The sequence below is a fragment of the Nonomuraea sp. NPDC026600 genome, assembly GCF_040638335.1.
Lineage (GTDB): Bacteria > Actinomycetota > Actinomycetes > Streptosporangiales > Streptosporangiaceae > Nonomuraea.
Genome location: NZ_JBEZYD010000005.1, coordinates 38,460 through 63,893 on the forward strand (window position 1 = coordinate 38,460; position 25,434 = coordinate 63,893).

Consider the following 25,434-nt stretch of genomic DNA (forward strand, 5'->3'; position numbering starts at 1 on the left):
ATTTGGGTCCGAACGAATTTCGGCTCAGAGGCGAAGGAGTGGCCGCGTGCCCGGGCAGCGATCCATTACCGAGGCGGAGAAGCTAGCCGAGGCGAAGCTCGGGGGCACGCCGGTGCGCCACGAGCGCATGGCGCTGGTGGCCAACATCTACCGCGCCGCGGCGGCGGTCCGTCAGCATCTGGAGAACGCGGTGCTGAGGAGCAGCGATCTCAGCTGGACCGCGTTCGTCGTGCTCTGGGTGATGTGGATCTGGGGGGAGTCGGAGAGCCGCCACGTGGCGGAGGAAGCCGGCATCTCCAAGGGCACGCTGACCGGCGTCGTTCGCACACTGGAGTCGCGCGGCCTGGTCAAGCGCGCGGAGCACGCCTCCGATGGGCGGCTGTTGCTGCTCAGCCTCACCGAGGAGGGCGAGGTGCTCATGCGGCGGCTCTTCCCCGACTTCAACGATGAGGAGACCTTCGTCACCGCTCGACTCGACGATGACGAATGCCGGGCTATGGCCGATGGGTTGCGCAAGGTCGTGCTGCAGGTGGAGGAGCAGGGCGAGGCGCGCAGGACCGCGCTGCTCGACGGTGCCGAGCCCGCCCCCCGTCGCAGCGGTCGCCGCCGTCAGGCCGCGCCCGAAGCAGGCTGACCCGCCCGGCGCTCACCGGTCTGCCGGGGCGAGAGCCGGATCAGGCACGCGGCAGGGCCGCGCCGACGAAGGCGTCGAAGAGGGCCTGCTGGACGGGGTCCTGATGGGCGCCGTCTTCGGGGTGCCACTGCACGGCGGCGAACCAGGAGGCCAGGGCGGGCGCTTCGAGTGCCTCGACGGTCCCGTCGGCGGCCTCGGCCGTGGCGACCAGCCCGGCGCCGGCCAGGGTCACGCGTTGGTGGTGGTAGCAGGACACCGTCACCTTCTGCACTCCGGTGATGCCTTCCAGGAGTGACCCGGGCAGCAGCGCGACCGGATGCACGAAGTGGCGGTGCCCCCCGTCGCCGGCGTCCTGCTCCAGGGTGCCGCCGAGCGCGGTGTTGACGACCTGGAGACCGCGGCAGACGGCCAGCAACGGCAGGCCGGCGGCCATCGCCTGACGGGCGACCTCCAGATCGAAGCCGTCCTGCTCGTCGTCCACGTCGTAGACGCTCTCGTGCGCGATCGCCGCGCCGTACCGGTGCGGTGCGATGTCGCCGCCGCCGGGCAGCAGGACGGCGTCGAAGCGGGCCAGGCGGGCGGCCACCTCCGCCGGGTCGGCGGTGCCGCCCGGAGCGTGCGGGTGCAGCGAGACGGGTTCGCCGCCCGCGCGCCAGACGGCCTCGACCAGCGCGCGGGCGTTCACCTCCGCGGCGTGGCGGAGGGCGGAGGCCGAGGCGGAGAACCGGGCGGGGACGGCGATCAGGGGACGGGTCAAAGCTGGATCCAGGTGGTCTTGAGCTCGGTGTACTTCTCCAGGGCATGGGCGGACTTGTCCCGGCCGTTGCCGGACTGCTTCATGCCGCCGAACGGCACGGTCAGGTCGCCCTCCTCGTAGCAGTTCACCCAGACCGTTCCGGCGCGCAGGGCGCGGGACACCTGGTGCGCGGTGGACAGGTCGGCGGTCCACAGCCCGGCGGCCAGGCCGTACTCGGTGGCGTTGGCGAGCGCGACCGCTTCATCCAGATCGTCGAAGGCCAGCACGGACAGCACCGGCCCGAAGATCTCCTCGCGGGCCAGCCGCATCCCCGGGGCCACCCGGTCGAACACGGTGGGCTCCAGGTAGCTGCCGCCGGTGCCGGCCAGGGTGCGCGATCCGCCGGTACGCAGCCGGGCGCCCTGCCCGACACCGGTCTCGACATGGCCGAGCACCCCTTCGAGATGGGCCTCGCCGACCAGGGCGCCCATCTCGGTGGCGGGGTCGAGCGGGTCGCCGACCCGCAACTCACGGGCGCGGGCGACGACGGCCTCGGTCACGCGCTCGGCGATGGAGGAGTGGACGAGCAGGCGAGAGGGCGCGGTGCACATCTCGCCCTGGTTGAAGAAGATGCCCCAGGCGGCCGTGGCCGCCGCCCGGTCCAGGTCGGGGGCGTCGGGCAGGATGATGTTGGGTGACTTGCCGCCGAGCTCCAGCCAGACCCGCTTGAGGTTGGAGTCGGCGGAATACCGCAGGAAGTGGCGGCCGACGGCCGTGGACCCGGTGAAGGCCAGCACGTCCACGTCCGGGTGCAGGCCGAGTGCCCGGCCGGCGGCGGGGCCGTCTCCCGCGACCACGTTGAACGCGCCGCGCGGCAGCCCCGCCTCGGTCGCCAGCCGCGCCAGCGCGAGCGCCGACAGCGGCGAGCGTTCGGAGGGCTTGAGTACGACCGTGCAGCCCGCCGCCAGGGCGGGGGCGACCTTCCAGGCGGCGATGGTGAGCGGGAAGTTCCATGGCACGACCGCGCCGACCACGCCGGCGGGTTCGCGGGTGACGAGCGCCAGGGCGTCGGGGGCCGTGTGCGGCGATTCGTCGGTGAGTTTGTCGGCGAGCTGGCCGTACCAGCGGAAGGTGGAGATGGCGGCACGCAGCTCGATCTCGTACGCGTCCTTGATCGGTTTGCCCATCTCCAGGCTGATGGTCAGTGCGAGGCTCTCGCGGTGTTCTTCCATCAGATCGGCGAGCCGCAGCAGGGCGCGGCCGCGTTCGGCGGGTGCCAGGCGCGGCCACGGACCGTGGACGAAGGCGCGGCGCGCGGCGGCCACGGCGAGATCGACCTCGGCGGGTCCCGCGTCCGCGACCTCGGCCAGGACGCGGCCGTCGCGCGGGGACACGACCGTGAAGACGGCGCCGCCGCCGGGCTCGTCGGCGCCGTCGATGTGGTGCTGGGTGGCGAAGGCCGGCCGCGTGGCGCGGTCGGCCCACTCCTGGTGTCCGATCATCACGCGGCCCGGCCCCGCGTTCGCATGGCGGCGAGCACGCCGAGGAGCATCACGACCGGTACGCCGCACGCGAGCCAGATCGCGGTGGCGGTGGAGCCGCCGATGAGCGTGGGGAAGTTGGCCAGGATCAGCCAGAGCGCGCCGCCCATGCCGAGCGCGCCGAGCGCCGGTGCGATGAGCGTGTGCCACGGCCGTGTGTCGACGCGTTCCCGGCGGAAGAACGCGATCACCGAGACCGAGGTGAGCAGGTACATGAGCATCATGGCCAGCACCGCCACGCCGCTGAACCAGGAGAACAGGGTGAGCACCGGGTCCCCGCCGGTCACCGCGAACGGCAGGATGAGCAGCACGGCGATGATGGTCTGCGTCGAGCCGGCCAGCCACGGCGCGTGGCGGCGGTTGAGCGAGGCCAGCCGCCGGGGCAGCACCCCATCGCGGCCGAGCGAGAACAGGTAGCGGCTGGCGGAGTTGTGGAAGGCGAGCACACCGGCGAACAGCGAGGTGGCCAGCAGGATCGGCAGCACCTCGTTGGCCCAGGCGCCGAGCTGGGCCGCCACCGGAGCGAAGACGAACGCCGCGGAGTCGCCGCTCTCCAGCGCCTGGCCGGCGGCGGCGACCGCCTTGGAGGAGCCGTGAGCGGAGACGAGCATCCACGAGATGAAGACGAAGAAGGCGCTGACGACGAGCACGGACAGGTAGGTGGCGCGGGGGACGGTACGCCGTGGGTCGCGCGCCTCCTCGCCGTAGATGGCGGTGGCCTCGAAGCCGAACATCGAGGCCACGGCGAACATCAGCGCCACCCCGGGGGCACCCGACAGAGCGGCGCTCGGCGAGAAGGTCTCGGCGAGGCCGAGGCCCTCAGGACCGCCGCCTTTGACCAGGGTGACCAGGCCGAAGACGAGCAGGATGCTGAACTCGGCGAGCACGAAGATCGCCAGCACCTTCGCGCCGAGCTCGATGCCGGCCTGCCCGAGCCCCTGCACGATGGCGATGGTCACCAGGGACCAGACCCACCAGGGCGCGGCCAGACCGGTGTACTGGTCGACGAGGCCGGAGACGATGGCGCCGTACAGGCCGTACATGGCGGCCTGGATGGCGCAGTAGGCGAACAGCGCGACGGCGGCGCTGCCCGTCCCGGCGGTCCTGCCGAGGCCCTTGCCGATGTAGACGTAGAAGGCTCCGGCGTCGACGACGTGCCTGCCCATGGCCACGAAGCCGACCGAGAAGAGCAGGATGAGCAGCCCGGAGGCGAGGTAGGCGGCGGGGACGCCGGGACCGTTGCCGAGGGCCACGGCGATGGGGACGGCGCCGGCGATGCCGGTCAGCGGCGCCTGCGCGGAGAGGACGAAGAAGAGGATGCCGAGCACGCCGAGCGCGTTCGGCTTGAGCCTCCTGGCGGCTGGAGGCTCGGCGGTCGCCGCTGCGGTGGTCGCTGGAGTGTCCACTGGTGGTTCACCTGCCGGTCTGGGGGGAGCGGATCGTTGGTTAGGAGACGGTGCGCCGAGGCGCGCGGATGCCGCGGAACTCCCACTCGCCGCCGAGGGCCGTGGAGAGGACCTCTTCCGACTCGGTGGGTTGTGCCCCGATATCGGGGCGGATCATGGTGGGACCGGTGACGACGCGGTTGGCGAGCCGTCCCAGGCCCTCGGCCTCGACCTCGACCAGGTCGCCCGGCTGGACGGGCCGGGAGTTGGCCGGGGTCCCGGAGAGCAGGACGTCGCCGGGGAACAGGGTGATGGTGCGGGCGATGTCGGCGACGAGATAGTTCATGTCCCAGGTCATCTCGTCGGTGGAGCCGTCCTGGACGAGCTCTCCGTTGACATAGGTACGCAGGTACTTGCCGTGGAATTCCCAGTCGGTGACCAGCCCGGGGCCGAGTGGGCAGAGCGTGTCGGATCCCTTGACGCGCAGCATGGAGCCGGCGTCGGTGTCGCGGAAGTCGTGCAGGCCGAAGTCGTTGGCGACGGTGTAGCCCGCGATGTACGCCCCCGCCTCCTCCTGGGAGACGTTGCGGCAGGTCCGGCCGATGACGATGGCGATCTCGCCCTCGTAGTTGAGCCACTTGCAGCCCTCGGGCCGGACGACGTCGCCGCGGTGGGAGTTGAGGGAGGAGGTCGGTTTGTGGAAGTACGTCGGCGTGGCGGGCAGCCGGATCTGGAACTCCTCGACCCGGCTGCGGTGGTTGAGGTGCACAGCGATGATCTTCGAGGGGACGACCGGCGGCAGGTGGGCCGCCTCGGCGGCCTTGACCCGGCGGCCGTCGCCGGCGACCAGCTCGTCGCCGTCTCGTACGGTCTCGACGACGGCTCCGTCGAGGAGGACGCGGCGGTACTCAGGCATGGGCGTGCTCCTGCTCTGCGCGGAGGGGGGTCCAGCCGCCGGATGGGCGGTCGAACCAGAGGTGGACCTGGCCGGTGCCGATGGAGTTCTCGTACTCGCCGTACTGGCGGGCGGGCGCGGTGCAGGCCGCCTCGCCCAGAGCGCCGGCCATCATCAGGTAGTGGTAGAAGCGGGCCTCGGGCTTGAACCTCCAGAACTCCGGCATCGTCCGCAGGACCTGGTCGTGGCGGCCCTGCTTGAACCAGGCGATGCGCTCCAGGTCGGCCGCCCGCGCCTCCGGGGTGAAGATGTGCCGGGGATCGCCGGCCTCGTGGTCGCGCAGCTCGCGCAGCGGCCAGAAGGTGTGCGACAGCGCGCCCGAGGCGATGATCAGCACCCTGCGGCCGGGGGTGGCGGCGATGCCGTCGGCCAGGGCGCGGCCCAGACGCAGGTGGTCCTCCATGTCACCGGTCTGGCACACCCCGATCGTCACCCACCGCTTGTCCGGCAGGCCCTCGCCGAGGAACTTCCACAGGTTGGTCGTGGCGTAGTAGATCGGCAGGTACGCGTCGTCGATCGGGGTGATCCAGGTGCCGTGCTCGTCGGCGAACGCGGCGACGTTGCGGGCCAGTTCGGGGTCGCCGGGGAAGTCGTACGGCATGCGGCACATGCCGCGCGGCAGCTCCTCGGAGGTGAACAGCCCCGCCCGGCGGTCGTGCGCGGTGACCACGAACTCCACCGTGGTGGCCCAGTGCGAGTCCAGCACCACGACGGTGTCGTAGTCGAGGGTCTCGAAGACCTCGCGGCGCAGCTCGCGCAGGCCGGTGACGAGGGTGATCTCCTTGCCCTCGTTCAGGTCCAGGCGCTCCTGCTCGGGCAGCACGATGGTGGGGACGTGCGCCAGCAGGCCGGCCCCGACGATCTCACCCATGGTCCCGCCATCCCTCCGGTGCGGTGACGGTGTTCTTCAGGTCGCAGTAGAAGTCGAAGCTCCACGTGCCGCCCTCCCGGCCGACGCCGGACTGGCGGGAGCCGCCGAAGGGGGCGCGCAGATCCCGGACGAAGAAGCAATTGACCCAGACCGTGCCCGCGACGAGGCGGGACGTGACGCGCTCGGCGCGGTCGCGGTCGCCGGTGGCGAGGGTGGCGGCCAGCCCGAACGGGGTGTCGTTGGCCAGCCGGACCGCCTCCTCCTCGGTGTCGAAGGTCTGCAGGGTCAGCACCGGCCCGAAGACCTCCTCCTGGACGATCTCGCTGTCCTGGGCGACGCCGCTGAGCAGCGTCGGCCGGTAGTACAGGCCGCCGAGATCGGTGTTGGGCCCGCCGCCGATGACGGCGCGCGCCCCGGTGGCGAGCGCCCGCCGGACGAAACCATCGATCTTGTCGACCTGCCGGGCGTGGATGTTGGGGCCGATGTCGGTGGCCTCATCGCGCGGGTCGCCCTGCCGCAGCGTCGCGGCCTTGGCGGTGAAGCGGCGGACGAACTCCTCCGAGATGGAGGACTCGACGAGTAGCCGGGTCGCGGCCAGGCACACCTGGCCGGCGTTGTCGTACTGCTCGACCGCCAGGTCCACGGCCAGGTCGAGGTCGGCGTCCGCGAAGACCAGCAGGGGCGACTTGCCGCCCAGTTCGAAGCTGGCCGGGACGAGGTTGGCGGCGGCGGCCCCGGCGATGTGCTTCGCGGTCGGCACGGAGCCGGTGAAACTGATCCGGCGCACGCCCGGGTGGGAGACCAGGGCGGAGCCGGCCTCGGCCCCGTACCCCTGCACGACGTTGAACACGCCCGCGGGCAGCCCGGCCTCGGCGGTGATGTCGGCGAGCAGCGAGGCGGTGAGCGGGGACCACTCGGCGGGCTTGAGCACCACCGTGTTGCCGGCCGCCAGCGCCGGGGCGATCTTCCAGGTGGCCAGCATCAGCGGCGCGTTCCACGGCGTGATGAGCACGCACGGCCCGGCCGGATCCCACGAGACGCGATTGGTGTGGCCGCGCGTGTCGAAGTCCTCGTGCGCCAGTTCCAGCAGCCAGTCGGCGAAGAACCGGAAGTTGTGCGCCACGCGCGGCATTACGCCTCGCCGGTGCGAGCGCAGCAGCGCGCCGTTGTCGCTGGTCTCGACGATGGCCAGGTCGTCCAGCCGCTTCTCGACGCCGTCGGCGACCGCGCGCAGGAGCCGGGCGCGGTCGGCGCGCGGCGTGGCGGCCCAGACGGGGAAGGCGGCCGCGGCCGCGGCGACGGCCGCCTCCGCCTCGGCCTGCCCGCCGCGGGCGATCTCGGCGAGGACGCGGCCGTCGATGGGCGACTCGTCGGTGAAGGTCGTGGGGGAGGCGACACGCTCTCCGCCGATCCAGTGCCGGGTGTCGACGGCGACGCCGCCGATGGTCGCGATGTGCTGTGTCATGAACGGTCCTTCGCAAGGGATTCGAGCAGGGTGCCGCCGTCCCAGACGACGCCGACCTGGCGGTAGTACGCGGCGATGGGCTCGCGGACCTCCAACCTGGCCAGTTCCTCGGTGGGCGCCTCGAACAGCTCCAGATCGGCCTCGCCACGCCAGGGCACGCCGCCTTCGAACGCCGCGGCTCCGGTCTCGACGAGTTCGTCGAGCGCGAGCCCGCCGCCCTTTTCGATGGAGGGCAGGAGGCGGTGGTGCGCCATGGGGTGGCCGTTGACGAAGCCGTTGCTCTCCGCGGGCTCGCGCAGCGTCACCACGGCCTGGGCCAGCCTGCGGTCGGCGGCGGCGAGCGTGGCGCCGAAGCGGGCGCCCGCCTCGATCTTCGGCGCGGGACCGTACGGGTGGGGGCGGGTCAGGTGGATCGAGCCGAGCTTCTTGGGGTAGCCCTGGTGGATGCCGCGGGCGATGGCGAAGTCCTTGTCCACCCAGATGTAGACGCAGCGCGAGTACGTACGCCCTCTGTAGGAGCAGCGCACGACCGCGAACGCCTCCTTGTACTGGGCGCGCACCGGGTCGAGCAGCTCCTCCCGCGAGGTCGCGCAGGACTGCCAGTCCGCCCAGATCAGCGCCACCGCGCCCGGGTCGTCCGGGGCGAGCTCCAGCGGCTCGGGCAGCAGTTCGCGCACCCGGGCCGGGTCGGTGCGGTACTCGACGGTGAGCAGGTCACCCGAGTAGTGCCACGGCGGTGAGGGGATCAGGGAGGAGCGTCCCGTGGCGGTACGGGGGTAGAGGAAGCCGCTGACTGTGGTCATGTGGTGCGATTCCTTACGGGGTGAGGGCGGGTTGCTTGAGCAGGCCGGCGCGGTGGCGGGCGGCCGCGGCGGTGGCGGCGGGCCCGCCGAGCGCGACGACGCCGGCCAGCCGTCCGCCGGCGTGGTAGCCGACGACGACGTCCCCGCCCAGGTCGCCCTCGAGCACGCGGATGTCGTCGAGGCCCAGCGTGGGGGCGCCGAAGGACTGCAGGCGGAAGTCGTGCTGGTCGCTCCAGAAGGTGGGCAGCGGTGCGAACGGCTCGGGGTCGGGCTCGGTGCCCGTGAGGTGGGCGGCGAGGGTTCTGGCGGCGCGCTTGGCGGTGTCGCCGGGGATCGACCAGTGCTCGATCCGGCGCGGCACGCCGTCGTAGCGGGCGTTGGGGAAGCGGGCCACGTCGCCGACGGCCACGACGTACGGCAGACCGCCCACGCGCAGCAGCTCGTCGGTGAGCACGCCGTCGGCGAGGTCCAGGCCGTTGCCGGCCAGCCACTCGGTGTTGGCCACCGAGCCGACCGCCTCGACCACCACATCGGCGGGCAGCGTCCGCCCGTCCGCCAGCACGACGCCCGTGACATGGTCGGCACCCTCGACTGCGGCGCCGGGCGTGACGTGGCCGGTTCCGTCCTCGACGTGGCCGGTTCCGTTGAAGGCGGTGACCCCCGTGCCGAGGGCGAAGCGCACGCCGCGGGCCTCGTGCCGCGTGCGCAGCTCGCGGGCCAGTAGCCCACCGAGCGGGCGGAGCATGGGCAGCGGCTCCGGGTCGGCCACGGTCACCTCCGCGGCCCCGAGCGCGACGGCGGTGGCGGCGACCTCGCAGCCGATGAACCCGGCGCCGACCACCACGACGCGAACGCCGGGCCGGGTCAACTCCGAGCGCAGCGCGCGAGCGTCGGCCATGGTGCGCACGGTGTGGCGGCCCGCGGCGGGCCCGGGACAGCGCAGCCGCCGCGGCCGCATTCCGGTGGCCACGACCAGGCCGTCGAAGGCCAGCTCGGCGCCATTGCCCAGGCCGACGACACGGCGGGCCAGGTCGGCGGACGTCACCGCGGTGCCGAGGAGCCATTCCACGTCGGCGGTGCTCGCCCGGGGCCGGAAGGCCAGCGACTCGAAGGACTCCCGGCCGGCCAGCACCTCCTTCGACAGGGGCGGCCGGTTGTAGGGCATGGCCGGCTCGTCGCCGACCACGGTGATCGCCCCGGTCCAGCCCGCCGCGCGTAGCTGCTCGGCCGCGCGCAGGCCGCCCATCGACGCTCCGGCCACGACGACACGAGGTGACATGGTCAGCCCTCGATCGTGATGGCCTGGAGCGGGCAGACGTCGGCGGCGTCCTCGACGTCGGCGCGCAGCGACTCGTCAGGCTCGGCGACGTACGCGAGGTGCCCGGCGTCGTCGAGACGGAAGACGTCCGGAGCGGCGAAGACGCACTGCCCGTGGTCCTGGCACTTGGTCAGGTCGACGACGACCTTCATGAGCCGCACCTCCTATCGTTTGGGTCCAAACAACATAAGAAGCCACCCAGGGCCTGGTCAAGAGGCTGGCCGGAGATGATGGATTTACATCGCCCCTATTGCGGGGTCGATGGCCTGTACGTATCGTTTGGCCTCAAACGATGTGTGGAGCAGTGCCGCCGTACCTCCACCGCCCGCCCGAGGGGACGCCGATGAGTGCACACGACACCTCGTACGACCAAGAGCACATAGCGCGCCTCGCCGCCCAGAACGTGGACGTCGTCCGCGTGGTCTACCCCGACCTGATCGGCACCGATCGAGGCAGGGACGTCCTGATCGATCACCTGGCCGGCGCCTGCGAGCACGGACTGGCCTTCTGCCGCGCCGTCTACCACACCACCCCGCAGGGAGACGTGGTGCCGGTCGAGGGCGGCCTGGACGCCGGGCTGCCCGATGTCGTGGTCCGGCCCGACCTCGGCACGCTCAAGCCGCTGCCGTGGGAGCCGGGGGTCGCCTGGTGCCTCGGCGAGGTCCTCGATCCCGTCGCCGGCGTGCCGGTTCCGGAGTCGCCGCGCGACCTGCTGCGCGGCGTGCTGGGCCGGTGCCGCGAGCAAGGGCTGCGCCCCGTGGTCGGTCCCGAGCTGGAGTATTTCCTGTGCGACCCCGACCCCGGCTCGCCGGCCGGCTGGCGGCGCTACGCCGAGGCACCGGGCAACGTCTACACCGCCGGGCGGCGCGGTGACCCCGACGGCCACCTCCTGCGCACGCTGCGCCACCTGCGCGATCTCGGCGTCGGCGTGAGCATGGGCAACCACGAGTTCAGCAGCGGCCAGTTCGAGATCAACCTCATGCATTCCGGCGCCCTGGACGCCGCGGACCGGACCTTCCTCTTCAAGTCGGCGATCAAAGAACTCGCCCGCGCCGAGGGACGCCTGGCCACCTTCATGGCCAAGCCGTTCAACGACGAAGGCGGCTCCGGTTTCCACGTCCACCTGTCCTGCACCTCGGGTGACGACGACGCCAACGCCTTTGACGACCCGTCGGCGCCGTACGGGCTTTCGGCCACCGCCCGCCACGCCATCGCCGGTGTCCTGGCGCACGCCCCGGCGCTGGCCGCGCTGGCCAACCCCACCGTCAACTCCTACAAGAGGTTCGGCCCCGACACGCTCGCGCCGTGGCTGATCGACTGGGGACTGGACAACCGCAGCGCCATGGTGCGCGTCCCGCCCGAGCGCGGCCCGGGCGCCCGCTTCGAGCTGCGCCTCGGGGACGCGAGCGCCAACCCGTACCTCCTGCTGGCCGGCACGATCGCCGCCGCGCTGCTGGGGGTGCGCGCCGGCCTGGAGCCGCCCGCCCCGCTGGAGGGCTACGGCTACGACACCGCCCGTGCCGCCGTGCTGCCGATGACGCTCGCCGCCGCGCTCGACGCCTTCGAGGCCGATGGCGAGCTGATCGAGCTGCTCGGCAAGGGCTTCGCCGCCTCTTTCCTCACTTACAAACGCAACGAGATCGAACGCTTCCATCGGCACGTCACCGACTGGGAGTTCACCGAGTACGCCTACCACCTGTGACGCCGAGGAGCACCACCATGATCCCTGAGCCCTTTCCCCTGGACGAGATCGACCTCGCCGACCCGGGGAACTTCACCGACGGTCTCACCCCGTGGCGGATGTTCCACACACTGCGCCACGAGGACCCCGTCCACTGGCAGCCGGAACCGGCGCCCAACGCCGGCTTCTGGGCCCTGACCCGCCACGAGGACATCGCCCGTGTGGACCGCGACAGCGAGACCTTCACCTCCACCAAGTTCGTCAACCTGGAGGAGGTGGACGACGACCAGATCAAGCGCCGCGCCTCCATCCTGGAGCTGGACGGCGTGCGCCACCGCGCTCTGCGCGGCCTGATGCAGCGCCAGTTCGGCGCCGCGGTCATCGGCCAGTACGCCGACTTCCTGCGCGGGCTGACCGCCACCACCCTCGACGCGGCCTTCGCCAAGGGCGCCTTCGACTTCGTCGCCGACGTCTCCGCGGACTTCCCCATCAACGTGCTGGCCCGGCTGCTCGACGTGCCCGAGGACGACACCAAGCAGCTCATCGACTGGGGCAACCGCATCATCGGCAACACCGACCCCGACTACGCCGACGTGCTCCTGGGCAGCGAGGAGAGCGAGCAGTACCGGCACCTGCCCTTCCGCTCGCCCGCCTCGCTGGAGGTCTTCGAGTACGGTCGCGAGCTGGCCAGGCAGCGGCGTGGCGGCACCGGCATCGATCTGGTCTCCCGGCTCGTCAACGAGACCCCGCGCGACGGTGTCCCCCTGTCGGCCCAGGACTTCGACAACTACTTCCTGCTGCTCGTCGTCGCCGGCAACGAGACCACACGGCACGCCATCTCGCACACCATGCTGGCCCTCATCGAGCACCCGGACCAGCTCGACCTGCTACGGCGTGACCCGTCGCTCATCCCCGGTGCCGTCGAGGAGTTCCTGCGCTGGGCCTCACCGGTCTACCACTTCCGCCGCACCGCGACGCGCGACGCGGAGCTCGGTGGCAAGCAGATCAAGGAAGGCGACAAGGTCGTCATGTGGTACGCGTCGGGCAACCGCGACGAGAAGGTCTTCGCCGATCCCTACAGCTTCGACGTCACCCGGACCAAGAACGACCACGTCACCTTCGGCAAGGGCAGCCCGCATCTGTGCCTGGGCAACCTGCTGGCCCGTACCGAGATCCGCATCATGTTCGAGGAGCTCATTCCCCGGATCGCCGACATCCGGCTCACTGGAGCGGTGCCGCGCGTGCGCTCCAACTTCGTCAACGGCATCAAGAAGCTCCCCGTGGAGGTCACTCTCGCCTGAGAGAGACTGCATATACCTTGACGGGAATATACTTGACGGGGAATATAGAGAGCATGTCCGTCGATACGTTCTCCGTGCTCTCCGAACCGACCCGGCGCCGGATTCTCGACCGGCTCCTGGAAGCGGAGAGCAGCGTGAACGACCTGGTCGACGCGCTCGACGTCAGCCAGCCCACGGTCTCCAAGCAGTTGAAGGTGCTCAGGGAAGCCGGTTTCGTCACCTGTCGTACGGAGGCGCAGCGACGGATCTACCGCATTCAGGCGGGACCCTTCCAGGCGCTCGACGACTGGCTTCAGCCATATCGCGCCCTGTGGGACCGGCATCTCGACGCTCTCGAGCGCCACCTCAACAGTCTGGAGCAATCATGACCTCCGACGCCTACCACCCGAGCCCGTCGGCCCAGGTCGACTGCGAGGCGGCGGAAGACCGCTGGACGCTGGTCTTCACCCGCGACCTGCGCCATCCGCCGGAGAAAGTGTGGGCCGCGCTGACCGAGCCCGAACAACTCGCCGCGTGGGCCCCCTACACCGCCGACCGCGATCTCTCCCAGGCGGGCCACGCCACGATCACGATGATCGACGACGAGAAGCCCCAGGACATGGCGGCCGAGGTCGTGCGCGCCGAACCACCGACGCTGCTGGAGTACACCCTCGGCACCGACCTGCTGCGCTGGGAACTGGCGGCCACCGACACCGGTTCCCGGCTGACACTGCGGCACACCGTCAATGACCGCGACTGGCTTCCGAAGGTCGCGGCCGGCTGGCACCTCTGCCTCGACGTCGCCGAGAAACTGCTCGAAGGGCATCCGATCCCGCCGATCCGCGGCGCGGCGGCCGTCGACTTCGGCTGGTCCGAACTCAACGATCAGTACGCGCAGAAGTTCGGCATCCCCAATACCGGTCTGCCCGAACACCTCAAGGGTGAGAGCGAGGCGCCCTGATCAATCAGGTGCACAATGGCCGGGCCGGTTCCCGGCAGCGCAGCGGCGGGCGGCTCGCCCCGCCTGCGGGCTGTCCGTCCGGCGGCGATACATCAGCGGGTCCGTGTCAGTTCCAGCACGTCGGCTAACTGCCGCGGGGTCGGCAGGATGCGCAGCCCCTCGTCGATCTCGCGCTCCGCCCACTCGCGGTGCCGCGGCTCGGCGCGCGAGTCGAGCGCGACGCGCGCCTGGACCCGCAGGAAGTTCAGCCGGGACGCAAGGAGCATCGAAAAGTCCGCCGGTTCGGTGATGCGGCCCGGGCCGCCCTCACGCACGTACGCCTCGTACATGCCGCGCATGGCGTCGAGGTCGGCGATCGAGTTGTCGCAGAACCAGTCGAACAGCGCCCGGGCCAGTTCCCGGCCCGGCTCGGCCGGGCCGAGGTTGTCCCAGTCGACGACCACCAGCGCGCCAGTGGGGTCGGCGAGGACGTTCTCCGGGTGCAGGTCGCGATGGCAGACGATCAGCCCGGCGGGATCGGCGGGCGCGACCGCCGCGGACAACTCCGGCAGCGCGGTCAGCAGGTCGGTCAGTCGCGCGGCCCACACCACGCCCGACGCGGACGCTTCCGCCCACCCAGCGGACGCTTCCGCCCACTCATGCGCGGTGGGGACGCGGTCGTACCAGGGATCGGGCGGTCCGCCGCCCGGCTCGACCGCCACGGCCGGGGCGCATCGGTGCAGGCGGGCGAACAGTGCTCCGAGCTCTCGCGGCGTGGTCGGCGCCGTCAGCTCGACCGGCCGCAGGTCGACCCAGTCGTACACGCGCAGCCACGACCCGCCGGGCGGCGCGAGCAGGTGGCGTCCTTCGCGGTCGGGGTGGCTCGCCGGCAGCCGTACCCCCGCCTCGGCCGCCCGCCGCGCGAACGCCAGCTCCGCCTCGATCAACGCCTCCGACGGCGGCTCGGCGAAGATCTCTTTGAGCGCGTAGCGTGCCGGGCCGACGTCCAGTCGCCAGATCTGCCCCAGCGCACCGCGCGGCCCCGGGGACGCCACGACGTCCGCATCCCACCCGAACGCCTCCCGCACGTATGCGACCAGCTCCTCGACCACGATCAGACCACTGTGGGCAGCAGGACGACCGGCGGCCGGCGGGTGAGTACCGCGAAAATCCGGGCGACGAGGTTCACGCGAACAAGTATGGACGCTCACCGCTGCCGGGTGCGCTCGCTGAACCTGGCGGTGAAGCGGGTCAACGTCTCGCGGTCGACATCGAACAGGCGCCCGGCGACCTGGACGGCGGCTTCGATGAACCGCTCTCGCACGGCGGATTCCGCCACGTGGGTAACCTGACCGCCTTGTATCAGCACCCGGCCGTCCACGATGACGGTGTCGACATCGGCGGACCCGCCCAGCAGCAAGAAGCCCTCCAGCGGCCGAGGGCGGAGCAGATAACGCCAGTCGTCGATGCGGACCAGGACCAGGTCGGCCCGCTTGCCCGCCTGGAGGCTGCCGATCTCGTGCTGCCAGCGCAGCGCGCCGGCGGCCAGCCGGGTGGCCATGGCCAGCGCCGTTGAGGGAACGATCGCGGTGTTGTCCGACCACAGTTCGTTGTGCGTCAGCCAGGCCTGGCGCATGGCCTCGGCCATGCCGCCGATCGGCAGCCCCTCACCATCGGTGGACAGCGACAGCTCCAGCCCCGCGCGGGCCAGCCGGAGCAGCGTCCGGGTGCCCGACATCGGCGACTCGCCGGTGGTGCCGTACTTGGCGGGTGAGTGGTTGAGGTGGACACGCGCCTGTAGCAGCATGGCCTGTTCCTCTTCATCCGGCCAGGCGCAGTGCACGGCGATCAGGCGGTGGTTCAACAGGCCCAGGTCGGCAAGGCGGCGCACCGGGCTGGTGCCCAGATAATGGCGCAGGACATCGGTCTCGTCCGGCAGTGCCGCCACGTGCGTGGCGAACGGGAGCCGATGCCGGTCGGCGAAGGCTGCCAGGCCGTCGCCGAGTTCGTCGCTCATGTTGGCGGTGTAGATGGCCGACGGCATCACCCGGATGCGGCCGCTGCCCTCGGCCTGGGCGGCCCGCCGTACCGATTCCAGGCGGTCCAGCACCTCGGCGGCCTCCCGGGTGCGGCGGAAGCGGCTCTCGCCGGGCGCGCACACCCCGTCGCCGGCCCAAACACTGACCGCGCCGCGCAGGCCCAGCCTTGTGGTGGCGGCGATCAGCGCCTCGGGCTTGTTCATCGAACCCACGTCGCCGAAGGTGGTCGTGCCCGCCTTCAACTGGGTCAGCAGCGAGTACTCCGCGATGGCCCGAGCCTCCTCGGGCTCCAGAGCGTCGGCGAAGGAATATGCGGCGTCGAACGTGGTCGACAGAAGCCGCACGTCACCGCCACCGGCGAACGGGCCGGGTACATCGGCGTGGTCGCACCAGGGGTCCGGCTGGCGCCGCCGCGGCCCGAACTGGGACAAGCCCCTGCCGAGCACCTCGTGCCAGTGCGCGTTGACGAAGCCGGGCAGGACCATCATCCCGCTCGCGTCGACAGTGCGCATTCCGGCACGTTCCCGCCGGCCGAGCGCGGCCACGGCCTCGTCCACTGTCCGGGTCTCGCCCACCGCGACGATCCGCCCGTTGACGGCCAGCACCGAACCCGCCGGATGGGTGCGCGCGTTCTCATCGGCGGTGTACACGTATCCGCCGCGGACCAGCAGCGTGTCGTTCTCCATGAGTCAGTGACGGCGGCGCGTGTTCAACGCCGGCCGCTCAGGAACGCGCGGACAGCGGGCGCGATCGCCGTCGCGAGGTCGTCGGCGGTGTGCAGGTCGGAGGAGACGCTGACCGGCGCGAGGTGGCCGTCCCGCACCACCCGGGCGACGAGCTCGGCGAGTTCGGTCGGGTGCCGCGGGTCGGTTCCGGGGATCACCAGGGTCGGCGGCCGGACCGCGGCGAGTTCGTCCCTGCTGCGAAAAGCCCGATCGTGGCCGATGGCCGCCGCGGCGGCGATGCTGGCCGGGTCCGAGCGCGGAATCGCATCGCGCACCATGGCTCCGATGACCGGCGGGAAGTGTTCCAGGATCGGTGCCCAGGCCGCCTCGATGCCATCGGCGAGCACACGGGCGGCGAACGCGTCGAGGAACGCGATCTCGGCCTCCTTGTCCTGGTCGTCCTCGATGTCCTCGACACTGATCAGGATGGCGGCGCGTACCCGGTCCGGGTGGGTCAGGGCGGTGCGGAGGGTCACCGTGGCACCCAGGCCCGTGCCGCCCAGCGTGGCGTCGTGGGTGCCCAGGTGATCCAGCAGAGCGATGACGTCGGAGGTGTACTGCTCCCAGGTATGCCTGCCCGGATCGATGCAGACCGACCGGCCGTAGCCCCGCACGTCAGGAAGGATCACCGTGTGCAGGTCGGCGAGGCGGCGAGCCAGCGGCAACAGGCTGTGGTGGTCTGGGCCGCCGCCGTGCAAAAGGACGAGTGGCGGCCCGCCCGCGCCGACCGTGGTGGCGTACAACGAGCAGCCGTCTCCGCCTTTGTAGGTGAACTCGCTCATCGGGAGGATCCTTTCTGCGGGCGGGCATCATCCATGGGCATCTCATACGTCAATCGAAATTGCCTGTATGCCAGGGTAGAAGGGCATGTGAGCTGGCGGCAAAGACGAATCTGCTGCGATACTCATAGCCAAATGGCTATGGACAACCGCATCTCCCTGCACAAACTCGAGGTCTTCTGCGCTGTCGTGGAACAGGGAGGCGTGGGCCGCGCCGCCGCCCACCTCTATGTCTCGCAGCCCGTGGTGAGTGGACACATCCGCTCACTGGAGGAGCGGCTGGGCGTTGAGCTCTTCCATCGCGTCGGTCAGCGCATGGAGCTCACCGACGCCGGCCGCGCCACTTATCAGTGGTCTCGCGACACCCTGCACAGCGGCAACGAGCTTGACCGCGAGCTCGCCGGCATCACCGGCGGCACCACGGGAGCCGTGGCCGTGGCCACCAGCATGACCGTAGGCAGCTACTTGCTACCGCCCATCCTCACCGACTTCGTCGTGGCCAATCCCGGCGCGCGGATCGCGGCACACGTGTTCGACCCGAACCAGATCTGGGAGGCGATCACCTCGGGACTGTGCGACCTGGCCGTGCCCATCGCCCCGCGAATCCCCTATGGCCGCGGCCTCACCGGCGAACTCGTCGGCCACCAGGACCTCGTGCTCACCAGCGCGCCGGACGCGGTGGACGTCGGCGACGGTGGCATCCCGGTGAGCGAGCTGGCCCGGCTCCCCTTCGTCTCCACCCCGCGTACGTCCATCCGGCGAGACATCGAGGACATGGCGTTCGCGGAACTCGGCATCACCGACCGCAAGGTGATCATCGAGTTCGGCCACCCCGAAGCGATCAAGCACGCCGTCCGGGCCGGGCTGGGCGTCGCGCTGCTCTTCCGCGCCTCGGTCGCCGCCGACCTGGCCACAGGTTCGCTTCAGGAAATCCCGCTCGCCGACGCCCGCCCGCGCCTGCCGGTCTTCGTCGTCTGGCGCGCCGACAAACGCCTGTCCGCCTTGCAGCGAACCCTGATCACCGTCATCCGCGACGCGCTGAACTTGTGACCGCGGGGTCGAGGAACATGGACATCGCCCAGGCAATGACCGCCGTGAAGTAACGGGTGCCGAGGGTCGTTGGCGGCTGATCGGGATTGCCCGGCTCGGCCGCCCCGCTGTGGCCGGTCCAGACAAGTGATTTTGACACCAGTTATATGGCTTGGTTGCCATTCGGAAACAGCGTCCTGAAGGCCGAAGATTTGCCACTATCGTGGCGTTTCATGATGCGCGTTCTGGTCCCCGCCCGCCTGCGCAAAGCCGTGCGCACGTGGTTCGATTCCCGCTATATCTCCATCGGCGATCACCGTCAGGACATCAGGGACGCTCTTTGGGAGGTCCAGACCCTGCGCCGGGAGATGGCGACCTTGCAGGACGAGGTCGAGCGCCTCAGGAACGCCAGACCCGCCGCTGCGCCCACCACCGACAAGGCCAGGCTCAACGACACCCACCGCCTCGCTCAGGAGACGGCCAAGGCGCTGGACGGCGTGCTGCAGAACGAGGTTCTGCTCTGGCAGGCGATCGACGACCTCAAGTCGCGGACGCCGGGCTCCGGTGATGGCGTTCGGGCGGAGGATCAGTCATGCGCGTGAGCTGGGCAGGAGGCGAGCTGACGTTCCGGCTCGGGGCCGCTGACGAGATCACCGGCAAGGCCGCCGACGAGCACCCGGTCAAGCTGGCCACCAACTCCTGCACGGTCGCCGGTGTCCCTGAGGACGCGCACCCCGATCTCTTCGCCGTCGCCGCGTGGACCGTGGTGGCGCCGTGGACGCGCAAGGAGATCGTGTTCGACCGGGCCATCTCCCCTGAGGTGGCCGCCGCGCTGCACGACGGGTGGGGCGTCGAGGCGGGGCCGGTGGGTGCGGAGGCCCGTCCTGCGGGGACGAACTTAGCGATCTCCTACAGCGGTGGCGCGGACTCCGTGGCGGCGGCCGCCATCTATCCCGAGGCGCCGTTCGTGCACTTCCGGCGGGTGCCGCATCCCCGCGTGCCGAACCGGTGGCCGCACTACCGCTCCGACGTTCTGGCCAGGCTGGCCCGGCGGACCGGACGGGATCTCACCATCGTGGACTCCGACCTGGAGTTCACGCTGTCCGAGCCCCGGCCCGGATACCCGGAGCACCACGCGGTCGCGGTCGGGGCGTTGCTGCACGCTGACCGGATGGATCTCGGAGGACTGGCGTTCGGGTATGAACTGGGTTCACGGTGGCTCGGCGGGGATCGCTATTTGCTGCGGTACACGCCCGACAACCTGATGTGGGCGCCGCACGGGGCGTGGGGGCGGTTGTTCGCGGCGGCGGGGGTGCACATCGTGCTTCCCGTGGGCGGGGTGAGTGAAGCGGTCACCATGCGGCTGGCCGTGAACTCCGAGCTCAAGGAGCACGTCCGATGGTGCCTTCAGGGCACCGACGGCCCGTGCCGTACGTGCGGCAAGTGCCTGTACAAAGAGCTCATCCAGGCCGCCGTCGAACGGCGGCCGCTCGACACGCCCTTCACCGCCGACGACCCCCGCGTGCGCAAGTGGCTCCAGCCGCCGCCGTACGGGGGACAGGAGATGGTCGAGTACGGCTTGGCGCGGGTGCCCGGCATCGAGAACACGCTGTTCGGGAAGGCGCTCGACTACTTCGACGCCACCGAGGAGTCCACGAGCTGGCTCGACCACTGCTACCCGCGGGCGCTCGCCGAGATCCCCGCCCCGTGGCGTTACCAGGCGGCCGAGTTCATGACGTCCGAGGTCGGGCTCATGACCGAGGCCGAGGTCCGCCGGGTGGAGACATGGGGCACGTGAACCGGCGCGCCGGCCGGTGATCCGCGGGTGGCCACAGGAAACTGGGACAGGTGAGGAGCAGGGCTGTGAAGGTGTACCTGTCGGTCGACATGGAGGGCGTGACCGGGCTCACCGACCCCGAGGAGATGCACGCCGGTAAGCGGGGTTATGAGCGGGGATGCGAGCTCATGACCGCCGACGCCAATGCCGCCGTCGAGGGGGCGTTCGAGGCGGGGGCGACCACGGTGCTGGTGAACGACGCGCACGGGTCCACCAAGAACCTGCGGATCGACCTCCTGGACCCGCGTGCCACCCTCATCCGCGGACCGGGCAAGGCGCAGCGGATGGCGCAGGGGGTCGACGGGTCGTTCCAGGCCGCCTGTTTCGTGGGCTACCACGCTCGCGCGGGGGTGCCCCACGGCGTGCTCAACCACACCTGGATGGGCAAGGAGATCCAGAACGTCTACCTCAACGGCGAGGTGTGCGGCGAGACGCGGCTGGTGGCGGCGTGCTGCGGGTTCCACGGTGTTCCGGTCGTGGTGGTGACCGGTGACGAGGCCGTCGGTGACGAGGCGCGCGAGTTGCTCGGCGATGTGGAGACGGTGGCGGTCAAGAAGGGGATCGACAAGTTCTCGGCCGAACTGCTGCCGCCGAGCGTCGCCCAGGCTCGGATCCGTGAGGCGACGGCAAGGGCGTTGGGGCGGTTGAGCGACTTCACGCCCTACCGGGTGGCGGCGCCGTACACGCTCGGGGTGGAGTGGAACTCCACTGCCATCGCGGCCGCTGTGGGGCTTGTGCCCGGCGTGAAGTCGGTCGGGGCGCGGCACACCGAGTTCACCACCGATGACTTCACCCAGATCATGGCGTTGTTCGGTATCTTCGCCACGATCGGCGGCCAGATCGCCTGCGGCAGCGGTCCGTACGGCTGAGCGCTCCCAAAGGGAGTGAGGTCGTACGGCGGCGCCCGATGGGTGAGGTCGTACGGCGGCGCCAACAAGTGACGGCGAGGTCCGATAGACGAGACGCGCGGCTGCTGGACCCGCGAAGATGGGCCGCGAAAAGCGAAAAGAGGGCGCGCGACAGCGAGCCCGCAAGGGCGGGCGCGCAAAGGTGAGTCCGCGGACGGTAGGCCCGCACAGTGGGGAGCAGGGGCATGGAGGGCGCGGCGCTGACCCGGCGGAGCTTGCTCGTCGGCATCGGGGCGGTGGGTGGCGCGGGAGCGATGTACGCCGCCATGGGCGCGCTGGGTCTGGCGCCGTCGGGGCAGGACAAGGACTTCGCCTCCCCCCGGCAGGGTGACTTCTCGCTGCGCGGCAAGGCGGCGGCCAAGGTGGTGATCATCGGGGCCGGTGTGGCCGGGCTGACCGCCGCGTACGAGCTGGGCAAGGCCGGCTACGACTGCACGCTGCTGGAGGCCAGGGACCGGGCCGGCGGCCGGAACCTCACGCTGCGCGGCGGCGATCGGCTGGCCGAGCTGAACGGCCCCGCCCAGGACGTGAAGTTCGGCGAGGGCGTCTACTTCAACGCGGGCCCGGGGCGGATCGCGCCGTGGATGGTCACCCTGGACTACTGCCGCGAGCTGGGCATCCCGATCGAGACGTTCATCAACAACAACGGGCAGGCGTTCGTCCACACGAACGGGCAGACGACCCGGGCAAGAGCCGCGCGTGCTGATATGTACGGATATGTCGCGGAGCTGCTGGCTAAAGCGACAAATGTCGGCGCGCTCGACAAGCACATCAGCAAGGACGACCAGGAACGCCTGCTGGAGTTCCTCCGCAGGTTCGGCGACCTGGGCCCCAAGCTCGGCTACGAAGGCTCCGACCGCCGCGGTTTCGTCAAATATCCGGCGCTGGACGGCGGCACCCCCATAGCGGCCCCCGGCACCCTCCACGCCGTCCTCGCCGCCGGCACCGGCCGTTCGATCACCAACGACTTCGGCTACGAGCAGTCCACCCCCATGTTGCAGCCGGTCGGCGGCATGGACGCCATCGTCACCAAGCTCACGGCGGCGGTCGGCGCGGACCGGATCAGGACCGGCGTCAAGGTCAACAAGATCACCAACCTGGCCGACGGCGTCGAGGTCACCTGGGACGGCGGCTCGGTCAAGGCCGACTACTGCATCGCCACCCTCCCGCCCCACCTGCTCGCGAAGATCCCGCACAACCTCGGCGCCCCCGTCACGGCCGCCCTCAAGACGCCCGTCCCGGTCGCGAGCGGCAAGATCGGGCTGGAGTACAGCCGGCGCTGGTGGGAGCTCGAAGACCGCATCTACGGCGGCGTGACCGAGACGGACCTGGACATCACCCACATCTGGTACCCGTCGGCCGGCTTCCACTCCGAGCGCGGCGTAATCGTCGGCTACTACAACACCGAGCGGAACGCCGAGCTCTACGGCGCGCTCACCCCGGAGGACCGCAGGCGCCGCGCCCTCACCCAGGGCAGGAAGATCCACGGCGACAAGTACGGCAAGGACCTGCTCTCCAGCGTCTCCATCGCCTGGGACCGTCAGGAGCACATCCAGGGCGGCTGGGTGCGCTGGCCCGCCATTGATTCGTCGTTCACTCTTCTGCAACGCCCCAGCGGAAGGGTCTACTTCGCGGGTGACTGGCTCACCTACCTGATCGCGTGGCAGGCGGGCGCCATGGAGTCGGCCCGCGGCGCCGTCACCCAGCTGCACCAACGGGTGTTGCAGTCACCGTGACGTCGCGCGCGACTCTGGAGACCGGCGTAAGGTCCTCAGAGAGCGATCGACGGAGAAGCGATCGAGGAGAAGGGATGACGTTGGACTGGGTGCCCGCGACCGACCGGACCGACCTGCTGGCCGAGCCCGTGGCACGTGCCGTGCAGGGACTCGGCGGCGTCGAAGTGGCCGAGATCGACCCTGAGCTGGCCGACACGGCGGCGTTCTGCGAGCGCTACGGCGTGACACTCGACGAGTCGGCCAACTGCGTGGTCGTCGCGGCCAAGCGCGGCGGCGAGACGCGTTACGCGGCGTGCATGGTGCTCGCGACGATGCGGGTCGACGTGAACGGCGTCGTGCGCAAGCATCTCGAGGCGCGCAAGGCGAGCTTCGCCCCGATGGCGGAGGCGGTCGAGCTCACCGGGATGGAGTACGGCGGCATCACCCCGCTGGGCCTGCCCGCCGACTGGCCGATCCTGGTGGACACGAAGGTGGCGGAGCATCACAAAGTGGTGATCGGAAGCGGGGTTCGGCGGTCCAAGTTGGCCATCGCCGGATCCACACTTGCCGGACTTAAGGGTGCAGAAGTCCTCCCTCTGGCGAACTGAAGCCAATTCGAGACCGTTGAACTGGAAACCGATGGGCCCCTTCGGGACGTTGTACGAGTGGGAATGTGGCCTCATGGTTCATCTCGTGGGCGGGGATTAAGCCGGTATGGTGCTTCATGCCATGAACGATGACCGACTCGGCCCTTACCGGCTGCTCAGGCGGCTCGGTGAAGGCGGAATGGGCGTTGTCCACCTCGCTGTCGACCCACAGGGGAGACAGGTGGCGGTCAAGGTCCTACGCGCCGAAGTCGCCGGCGACGAGGTCGCCAGGCGGCGGCTCTCGCGCGAGGTCGAGACCATGCGCCGGGCGCGCAGCAAGTACATCGCCGAGGTGCTCGACGCCGATGTGACCGGTCATCGGCCGTACATCGTCACGCGTTACGTCCCCGGACGACCGCTCGACGAGATCGTCAAGGACGACGGCCCGCTCGGCCTGCCCGCGCTGGTCAAGATCGCGCACGGGGTCGCCACCGCGCTGGCCGCCGTGCACGCGGTCGGGGTGATCCACCGCGACCTCAAGCCGGGCAACGTGCTGATCATCGACGGCGACCCGGTCCTGATCGACTTCGGCATCGCCCAGGCGGTCGACGCGACCAGGCTGACGCAGACGGGGATGTTCATCGGCACGCCCGGATACCTCGCCCCCGAGATCATCGAGGGGCAGGAGGCCGGTCCCGAGGTCGACGTGCACGCCTGGGCGGGCACGCTGCTGTACGCGGGCACCGGCCAGCCGCCCTTCGGCAAGGGCACGCTGGAGATGATCTTCTACAACATCACCGCGGGCAAGGCCGACGTGAGCGCGGCCCCGGTGGAGCTGCAGCCGCTGCTCAAGGCCGCCTTCCAGCGCAACCCCGCCAAGCGGCCCAAGGCCGCCGAGCTGGCCGAGCAGACCGCCAGGATGCTGCCCAGGCCGCCGGGTAACGTGCCCGACGAGATCTCGACCGTGCCGCGCTCCGACCGCTCCAACCCGTCGATCGAGCTGCCGACGCCGCAGCCGCTGGCCGACAAGCCGTCGTACGACGTCTCGACGCCGCCCATGACGCCGCGGAAGCTCGTCGACGGCCAGCTGCGCCAGCAGCCCGGACAGCCACAGCAGGGGCCCGGCCAGAACCGGCCGCCCCAGGGCCAGCCGCCCCAGCAGCCGCCGCAGGACCAGCAGTACGTCTCGCTGCTCCCCGAGCAGCAGGGCGACCCGTGGCCGACCCGCAGGGTGACCCCGGAGGAGCTGCGCAAGATGCAGCGCGAGGCCACCCCGCAGCCGTGGCAGGTCTCCGCCCAGAACAACAGCCACACGCCGCCGGCCGAGACCGACGTGCCGACCCGGCGCGTACGCCCGACGGACCCGCCCGACATCCCCACCCGCCGGGTACGCCCCGACGCGCCCGACTACGGCAGGGGCAACCCGGTCCAGCCGCCGCCCTACATCCCGGTCCAGGGCCAGTTCCCGCCCGATCCCCAGGCGAAGCGCGATCCGTACCTCCCGCCGGACCAGCAGGGCGCGCGCGACTCCTACCAGCAGCCCGACCTGCGGACCAAGCGCGAGCCGTTCATCCCGGCCGCCCGGCCGGGGCAGGTGCTCCAGCGCTCCAGGGCCTATGGCCTGGCGAGCGCGATGCTGCTGATCCTGATGATCGTGGCGGCCGTGGTGGCGCCCGTGCTGGTGGCCCTGGTGGCGATCCCGGTCGTGGTGCTGCTGCGCGCGGCCGACCTGGCCCAGCCGGAGCTCATCGCGCGCCGGTCCACCGGATCGGCGGCGCTCGACGTGGTGCGGGTGTTCGCCTTCCCCAAAGCGCTGGTCAAGTCGGTGGGCATCACCTTCGCGCTGGCCTTCTACGCGCTTATCCTGGGACTCCCGGTGACGTTGCTGCTCGCCGTGGTCGTCAAGATTAACCCTCTCAACGCTCTGGCCTGGGGCACGGCGATCGCCCTGTGGACCGTCTGCTCGGGCCCGGGAGTGGAGGGACCTGGAAGGCAGATGCGCAGAACCCTCTCATCGCTCGTACCCTCGAGAACAGCGGCGATGGTGATGGCGGGAGTTCTCGCGGCGGGGGCCGCGCTCTCCCTGATCCTCGCTTTTGGCACGTTCGACAACGCGAGGAGGGCCGTATGGGCTCCGCTGGACGTCGGACCTGTGGTGACCCAGCTCAACGAACTGAAGGGGAACCCAGGGGGATGATGCTGGGAC

Annotated in this window: 24 protein-coding genes; 12 read left to right on the forward strand and 12 right to left on the reverse strand. The window is 70.8% G+C overall.

What is annotated here, in order from left to right; translation table 11 throughout:
* Nucleotides 1-46: 46 nt before the first annotated feature.
* The gene (locus AB0F17_RS13125) at nucleotides 47-634 is read left to right on the forward strand and encodes a MarR family transcriptional regulator (RefSeq protein ID WP_358020991.1); all 588 of its coding nucleotides are present in this window, start codon (nucleotides 47-49) and stop codon (nucleotides 632-634) included.
* Between the two features lie 40 nt (nucleotides 635-674).
* On the opposite strand, the gene AB0F17_RS13130 is transcribed toward AB0F17_RS13125, so the two are convergent.
* The 9 genes from AB0F17_RS13130 to AB0F17_RS13170 are packed head-to-tail and all read right to left on the reverse strand — an operon-like array spanning nucleotide 675 to nucleotide 9,860.
* Nucleotides 675-1,391 (reverse strand): gamma-glutamyl-gamma-aminobutyrate hydrolase family protein, encoded by a 717-nt coding sequence (locus AB0F17_RS13130; protein ID WP_358020994.1) that lies wholly within the window; start codon nucleotides 1,389-1,391, stop codon nucleotides 675-677.
* Nucleotides 1,388-2,872 carry an aldehyde dehydrogenase gene (locus AB0F17_RS13135; protein WP_358022324.1) on the reverse strand — a complete coding sequence of 495 codons (1,485 nt, stop codon included), beginning with the start codon at nucleotides 2,870-2,872 and terminating at the stop codon, nucleotides 1,388-1,390. The genes AB0F17_RS13130 and AB0F17_RS13135 overlap by 4 nt, the downstream gene beginning before the upstream one ends.
* Nucleotides 2,872-4,317 (reverse strand): APC family permease, encoded by a 1,446-nt coding sequence (locus AB0F17_RS13140; RefSeq protein ID WP_358020997.1) that lies wholly within the window; start codon nucleotides 4,315-4,317, stop codon nucleotides 2,872-2,874. The genes AB0F17_RS13135 and AB0F17_RS13140 overlap by 1 nt, the downstream gene beginning before the upstream one ends.
* A 40-nt stretch (nucleotides 4,318-4,357) precedes the next feature.
* On the reverse strand, nucleotides 4,358-5,212 hold the full coding sequence (locus AB0F17_RS13145) for a fumarylacetoacetate hydrolase family protein (RefSeq protein WP_358021000.1): 855 nt from the start codon (nucleotides 5,210-5,212) through the stop codon (nucleotides 4,358-4,360).
* Nucleotides 5,205-6,122 carry a 3,4-dihydroxyphenylacetate 2,3-dioxygenase gene (locus AB0F17_RS13150; RefSeq protein ID WP_358021003.1) on the reverse strand — a complete coding sequence of 306 codons (918 nt, stop codon included), beginning with the start codon at nucleotides 6,120-6,122 and terminating at the stop codon, nucleotides 5,205-5,207. Before AB0F17_RS13150 ends, AB0F17_RS13145 begins: the two co-directional genes overlap by 8 nt.
* Nucleotides 6,115-7,587, reverse strand: a complete 1,473-nt coding sequence (locus AB0F17_RS13155) for an aldehyde dehydrogenase (protein ID WP_358021006.1) — start codon at nucleotides 7,585-7,587, stop codon at nucleotides 6,115-6,117. Before AB0F17_RS13155 ends, AB0F17_RS13150 begins: the two co-directional genes overlap by 8 nt.
* The gene (locus AB0F17_RS13160) at nucleotides 7,584-8,390 is read right to left on the reverse strand and encodes an acetoacetate decarboxylase family protein (RefSeq protein WP_358021008.1); all 807 of its coding nucleotides are present in this window, start codon (nucleotides 8,388-8,390) and stop codon (nucleotides 7,584-7,586) included. Before AB0F17_RS13160 ends, AB0F17_RS13155 begins: the two co-directional genes overlap by 4 nt.
* A 13-nt stretch (nucleotides 8,391-8,403) precedes the next feature.
* Entirely contained in the window at nucleotides 8,404-9,669 is a 1,266-nt protein-coding gene (locus tag AB0F17_RS13165) for an FAD/NAD(P)-binding oxidoreductase (RefSeq protein ID WP_358021011.1), read from the reverse strand.
* A 2-nt stretch (nucleotides 9,670-9,671) separates the two neighbouring features.
* On the reverse strand, nucleotides 9,672-9,860 hold the full coding sequence (locus AB0F17_RS13170; RefSeq protein WP_358021014.1) for a ferredoxin: 189 nt from the start codon (nucleotides 9,858-9,860) through the stop codon (nucleotides 9,672-9,674).
* A 191-nt stretch (nucleotides 9,861-10,051) separates the two neighbouring features.
* Between AB0F17_RS13170 and AB0F17_RS13175 the strand changes: the two genes are divergently transcribed.
* The 4 genes from AB0F17_RS13175 to AB0F17_RS13190 are packed head-to-tail and all read left to right on the forward strand — an operon-like array spanning nucleotide 10,052 to nucleotide 13,630.
* Nucleotides 10,052-11,410 (forward strand): glutamine synthetase family protein, encoded by a 1,359-nt coding sequence (locus tag AB0F17_RS13175; protein WP_358021017.1) that lies wholly within the window; start codon nucleotides 10,052-10,054, stop codon nucleotides 11,408-11,410.
* Nucleotides 11,411-11,427: 17 nt separating this feature from the next.
* Nucleotides 11,428-12,690 (forward strand): cytochrome P450, encoded by a 1,263-nt coding sequence (locus tag AB0F17_RS13180; RefSeq protein ID WP_358021019.1) that lies wholly within the window; start codon nucleotides 11,428-11,430, stop codon nucleotides 12,688-12,690.
* Nucleotides 12,691-12,743: 53 nt separating this feature from the next.
* Entirely contained in the window at nucleotides 12,744-13,058 is a 315-nt protein-coding gene (locus tag AB0F17_RS13185) for a metalloregulator ArsR/SmtB family transcription factor (protein ID WP_358021021.1), read from the forward strand.
* Nucleotides 13,055-13,630 carry an SRPBCC family protein gene (locus tag AB0F17_RS13190; RefSeq protein WP_358021024.1) on the forward strand — a complete coding sequence of 192 codons (576 nt, stop codon included), beginning with the start codon at nucleotides 13,055-13,057 and terminating at the stop codon, nucleotides 13,628-13,630. Before AB0F17_RS13185 ends, AB0F17_RS13190 begins: the two co-directional genes overlap by 4 nt.
* Before the next feature lie 92 nt (nucleotides 13,631-13,722).
* On the opposite strand, the gene AB0F17_RS13195 is transcribed toward AB0F17_RS13190, so the two are convergent.
* From AB0F17_RS13195 to AB0F17_RS13205, 3 genes are all read right to left on the reverse strand, one after another.
* Complete coding sequence (locus AB0F17_RS13195; protein ID WP_358021027.1) at nucleotides 13,723-14,721, reverse strand: phosphotransferase; 999 nt, start codon at nucleotides 14,719-14,721, stop codon at nucleotides 13,723-13,725.
* A gap of 95 nt (nucleotides 14,722-14,816) precedes the next feature.
* Nucleotides 14,817-16,334: an amidohydrolase family protein gene (locus AB0F17_RS13200; RefSeq protein WP_358021030.1), complete on the reverse strand. Its 1,518-nt coding sequence runs from the start codon at nucleotides 16,332-16,334 to the stop codon at nucleotides 14,817-14,819.
* A 23-nt stretch (nucleotides 16,335-16,357) separates the two neighbouring features.
* Entirely contained in the window at nucleotides 16,358-17,155 is a 798-nt protein-coding gene (locus AB0F17_RS13205) for an alpha/beta hydrolase (RefSeq protein WP_358021033.1), read from the reverse strand.
* Nucleotides 17,156-17,293: 138 nt separating this feature from the next.
* On the opposite strand from AB0F17_RS13205, the gene AB0F17_RS13210 reads away from it, so the two are divergent.
* The 7 genes from AB0F17_RS13210 to AB0F17_RS13240 all read left to right on the forward strand — a co-directional run bounded on the left by AB0F17_RS13210 (nucleotide 17,294) and on the right by AB0F17_RS13240 (nucleotide 25,425).
* Nucleotides 17,294-18,202, forward strand: a complete 909-nt coding sequence (locus AB0F17_RS13210; protein ID WP_358021036.1) for a LysR family transcriptional regulator — start codon at nucleotides 17,294-17,296, stop codon at nucleotides 18,200-18,202.
* Nucleotides 18,203-18,414: 212 nt separating this feature from the next.
* Complete coding sequence (locus tag AB0F17_RS13215) at nucleotides 18,415-18,783, forward strand: hypothetical protein (RefSeq protein WP_358021039.1); 369 nt, start codon at nucleotides 18,415-18,417, stop codon at nucleotides 18,781-18,783.
* Nucleotides 18,774-19,979, forward strand: coding sequence for a DUF6395 domain-containing protein (locus tag AB0F17_RS13220; RefSeq protein WP_358021042.1), 1,206 nt, complete (start codon nucleotides 18,774-18,776; stop codon nucleotides 19,977-19,979). The genes AB0F17_RS13215 and AB0F17_RS13220 overlap by 10 nt, the downstream gene beginning before the upstream one ends.
* 65 nt (nucleotides 19,980-20,044) lie before the next feature.
* Nucleotides 20,045-20,887, forward strand: a complete 843-nt coding sequence (locus AB0F17_RS13225) for a M55 family metallopeptidase (RefSeq protein ID WP_358021045.1) — start codon at nucleotides 20,045-20,047, stop codon at nucleotides 20,885-20,887.
* A 224-nt stretch (nucleotides 20,888-21,111) separates the two neighbouring features.
* Nucleotides 21,112-22,662 carry a flavin monoamine oxidase family protein gene (locus AB0F17_RS13230; protein WP_358021048.1) on the forward strand — a complete coding sequence of 517 codons (1,551 nt, stop codon included), beginning with the start codon at nucleotides 21,112-21,114 and terminating at the stop codon, nucleotides 22,660-22,662.
* Between the two features lie 74 nt (nucleotides 22,663-22,736).
* Nucleotides 22,737-23,249 carry a YbaK/EbsC family protein gene (locus tag AB0F17_RS13235; protein WP_358021051.1) on the forward strand — a complete coding sequence of 171 codons (513 nt, stop codon included), beginning with the start codon at nucleotides 22,737-22,739 and terminating at the stop codon, nucleotides 23,247-23,249.
* A gap of 121 nt (nucleotides 23,250-23,370) precedes the next feature.
* Nucleotides 23,371-25,425, forward strand: coding sequence for a protein kinase (locus tag AB0F17_RS13240; RefSeq protein WP_358021054.1), 2,055 nt, complete (start codon nucleotides 23,371-23,373; stop codon nucleotides 25,423-25,425).
* Nucleotides 25,426-25,434 lie beyond the last annotated feature (9 nt).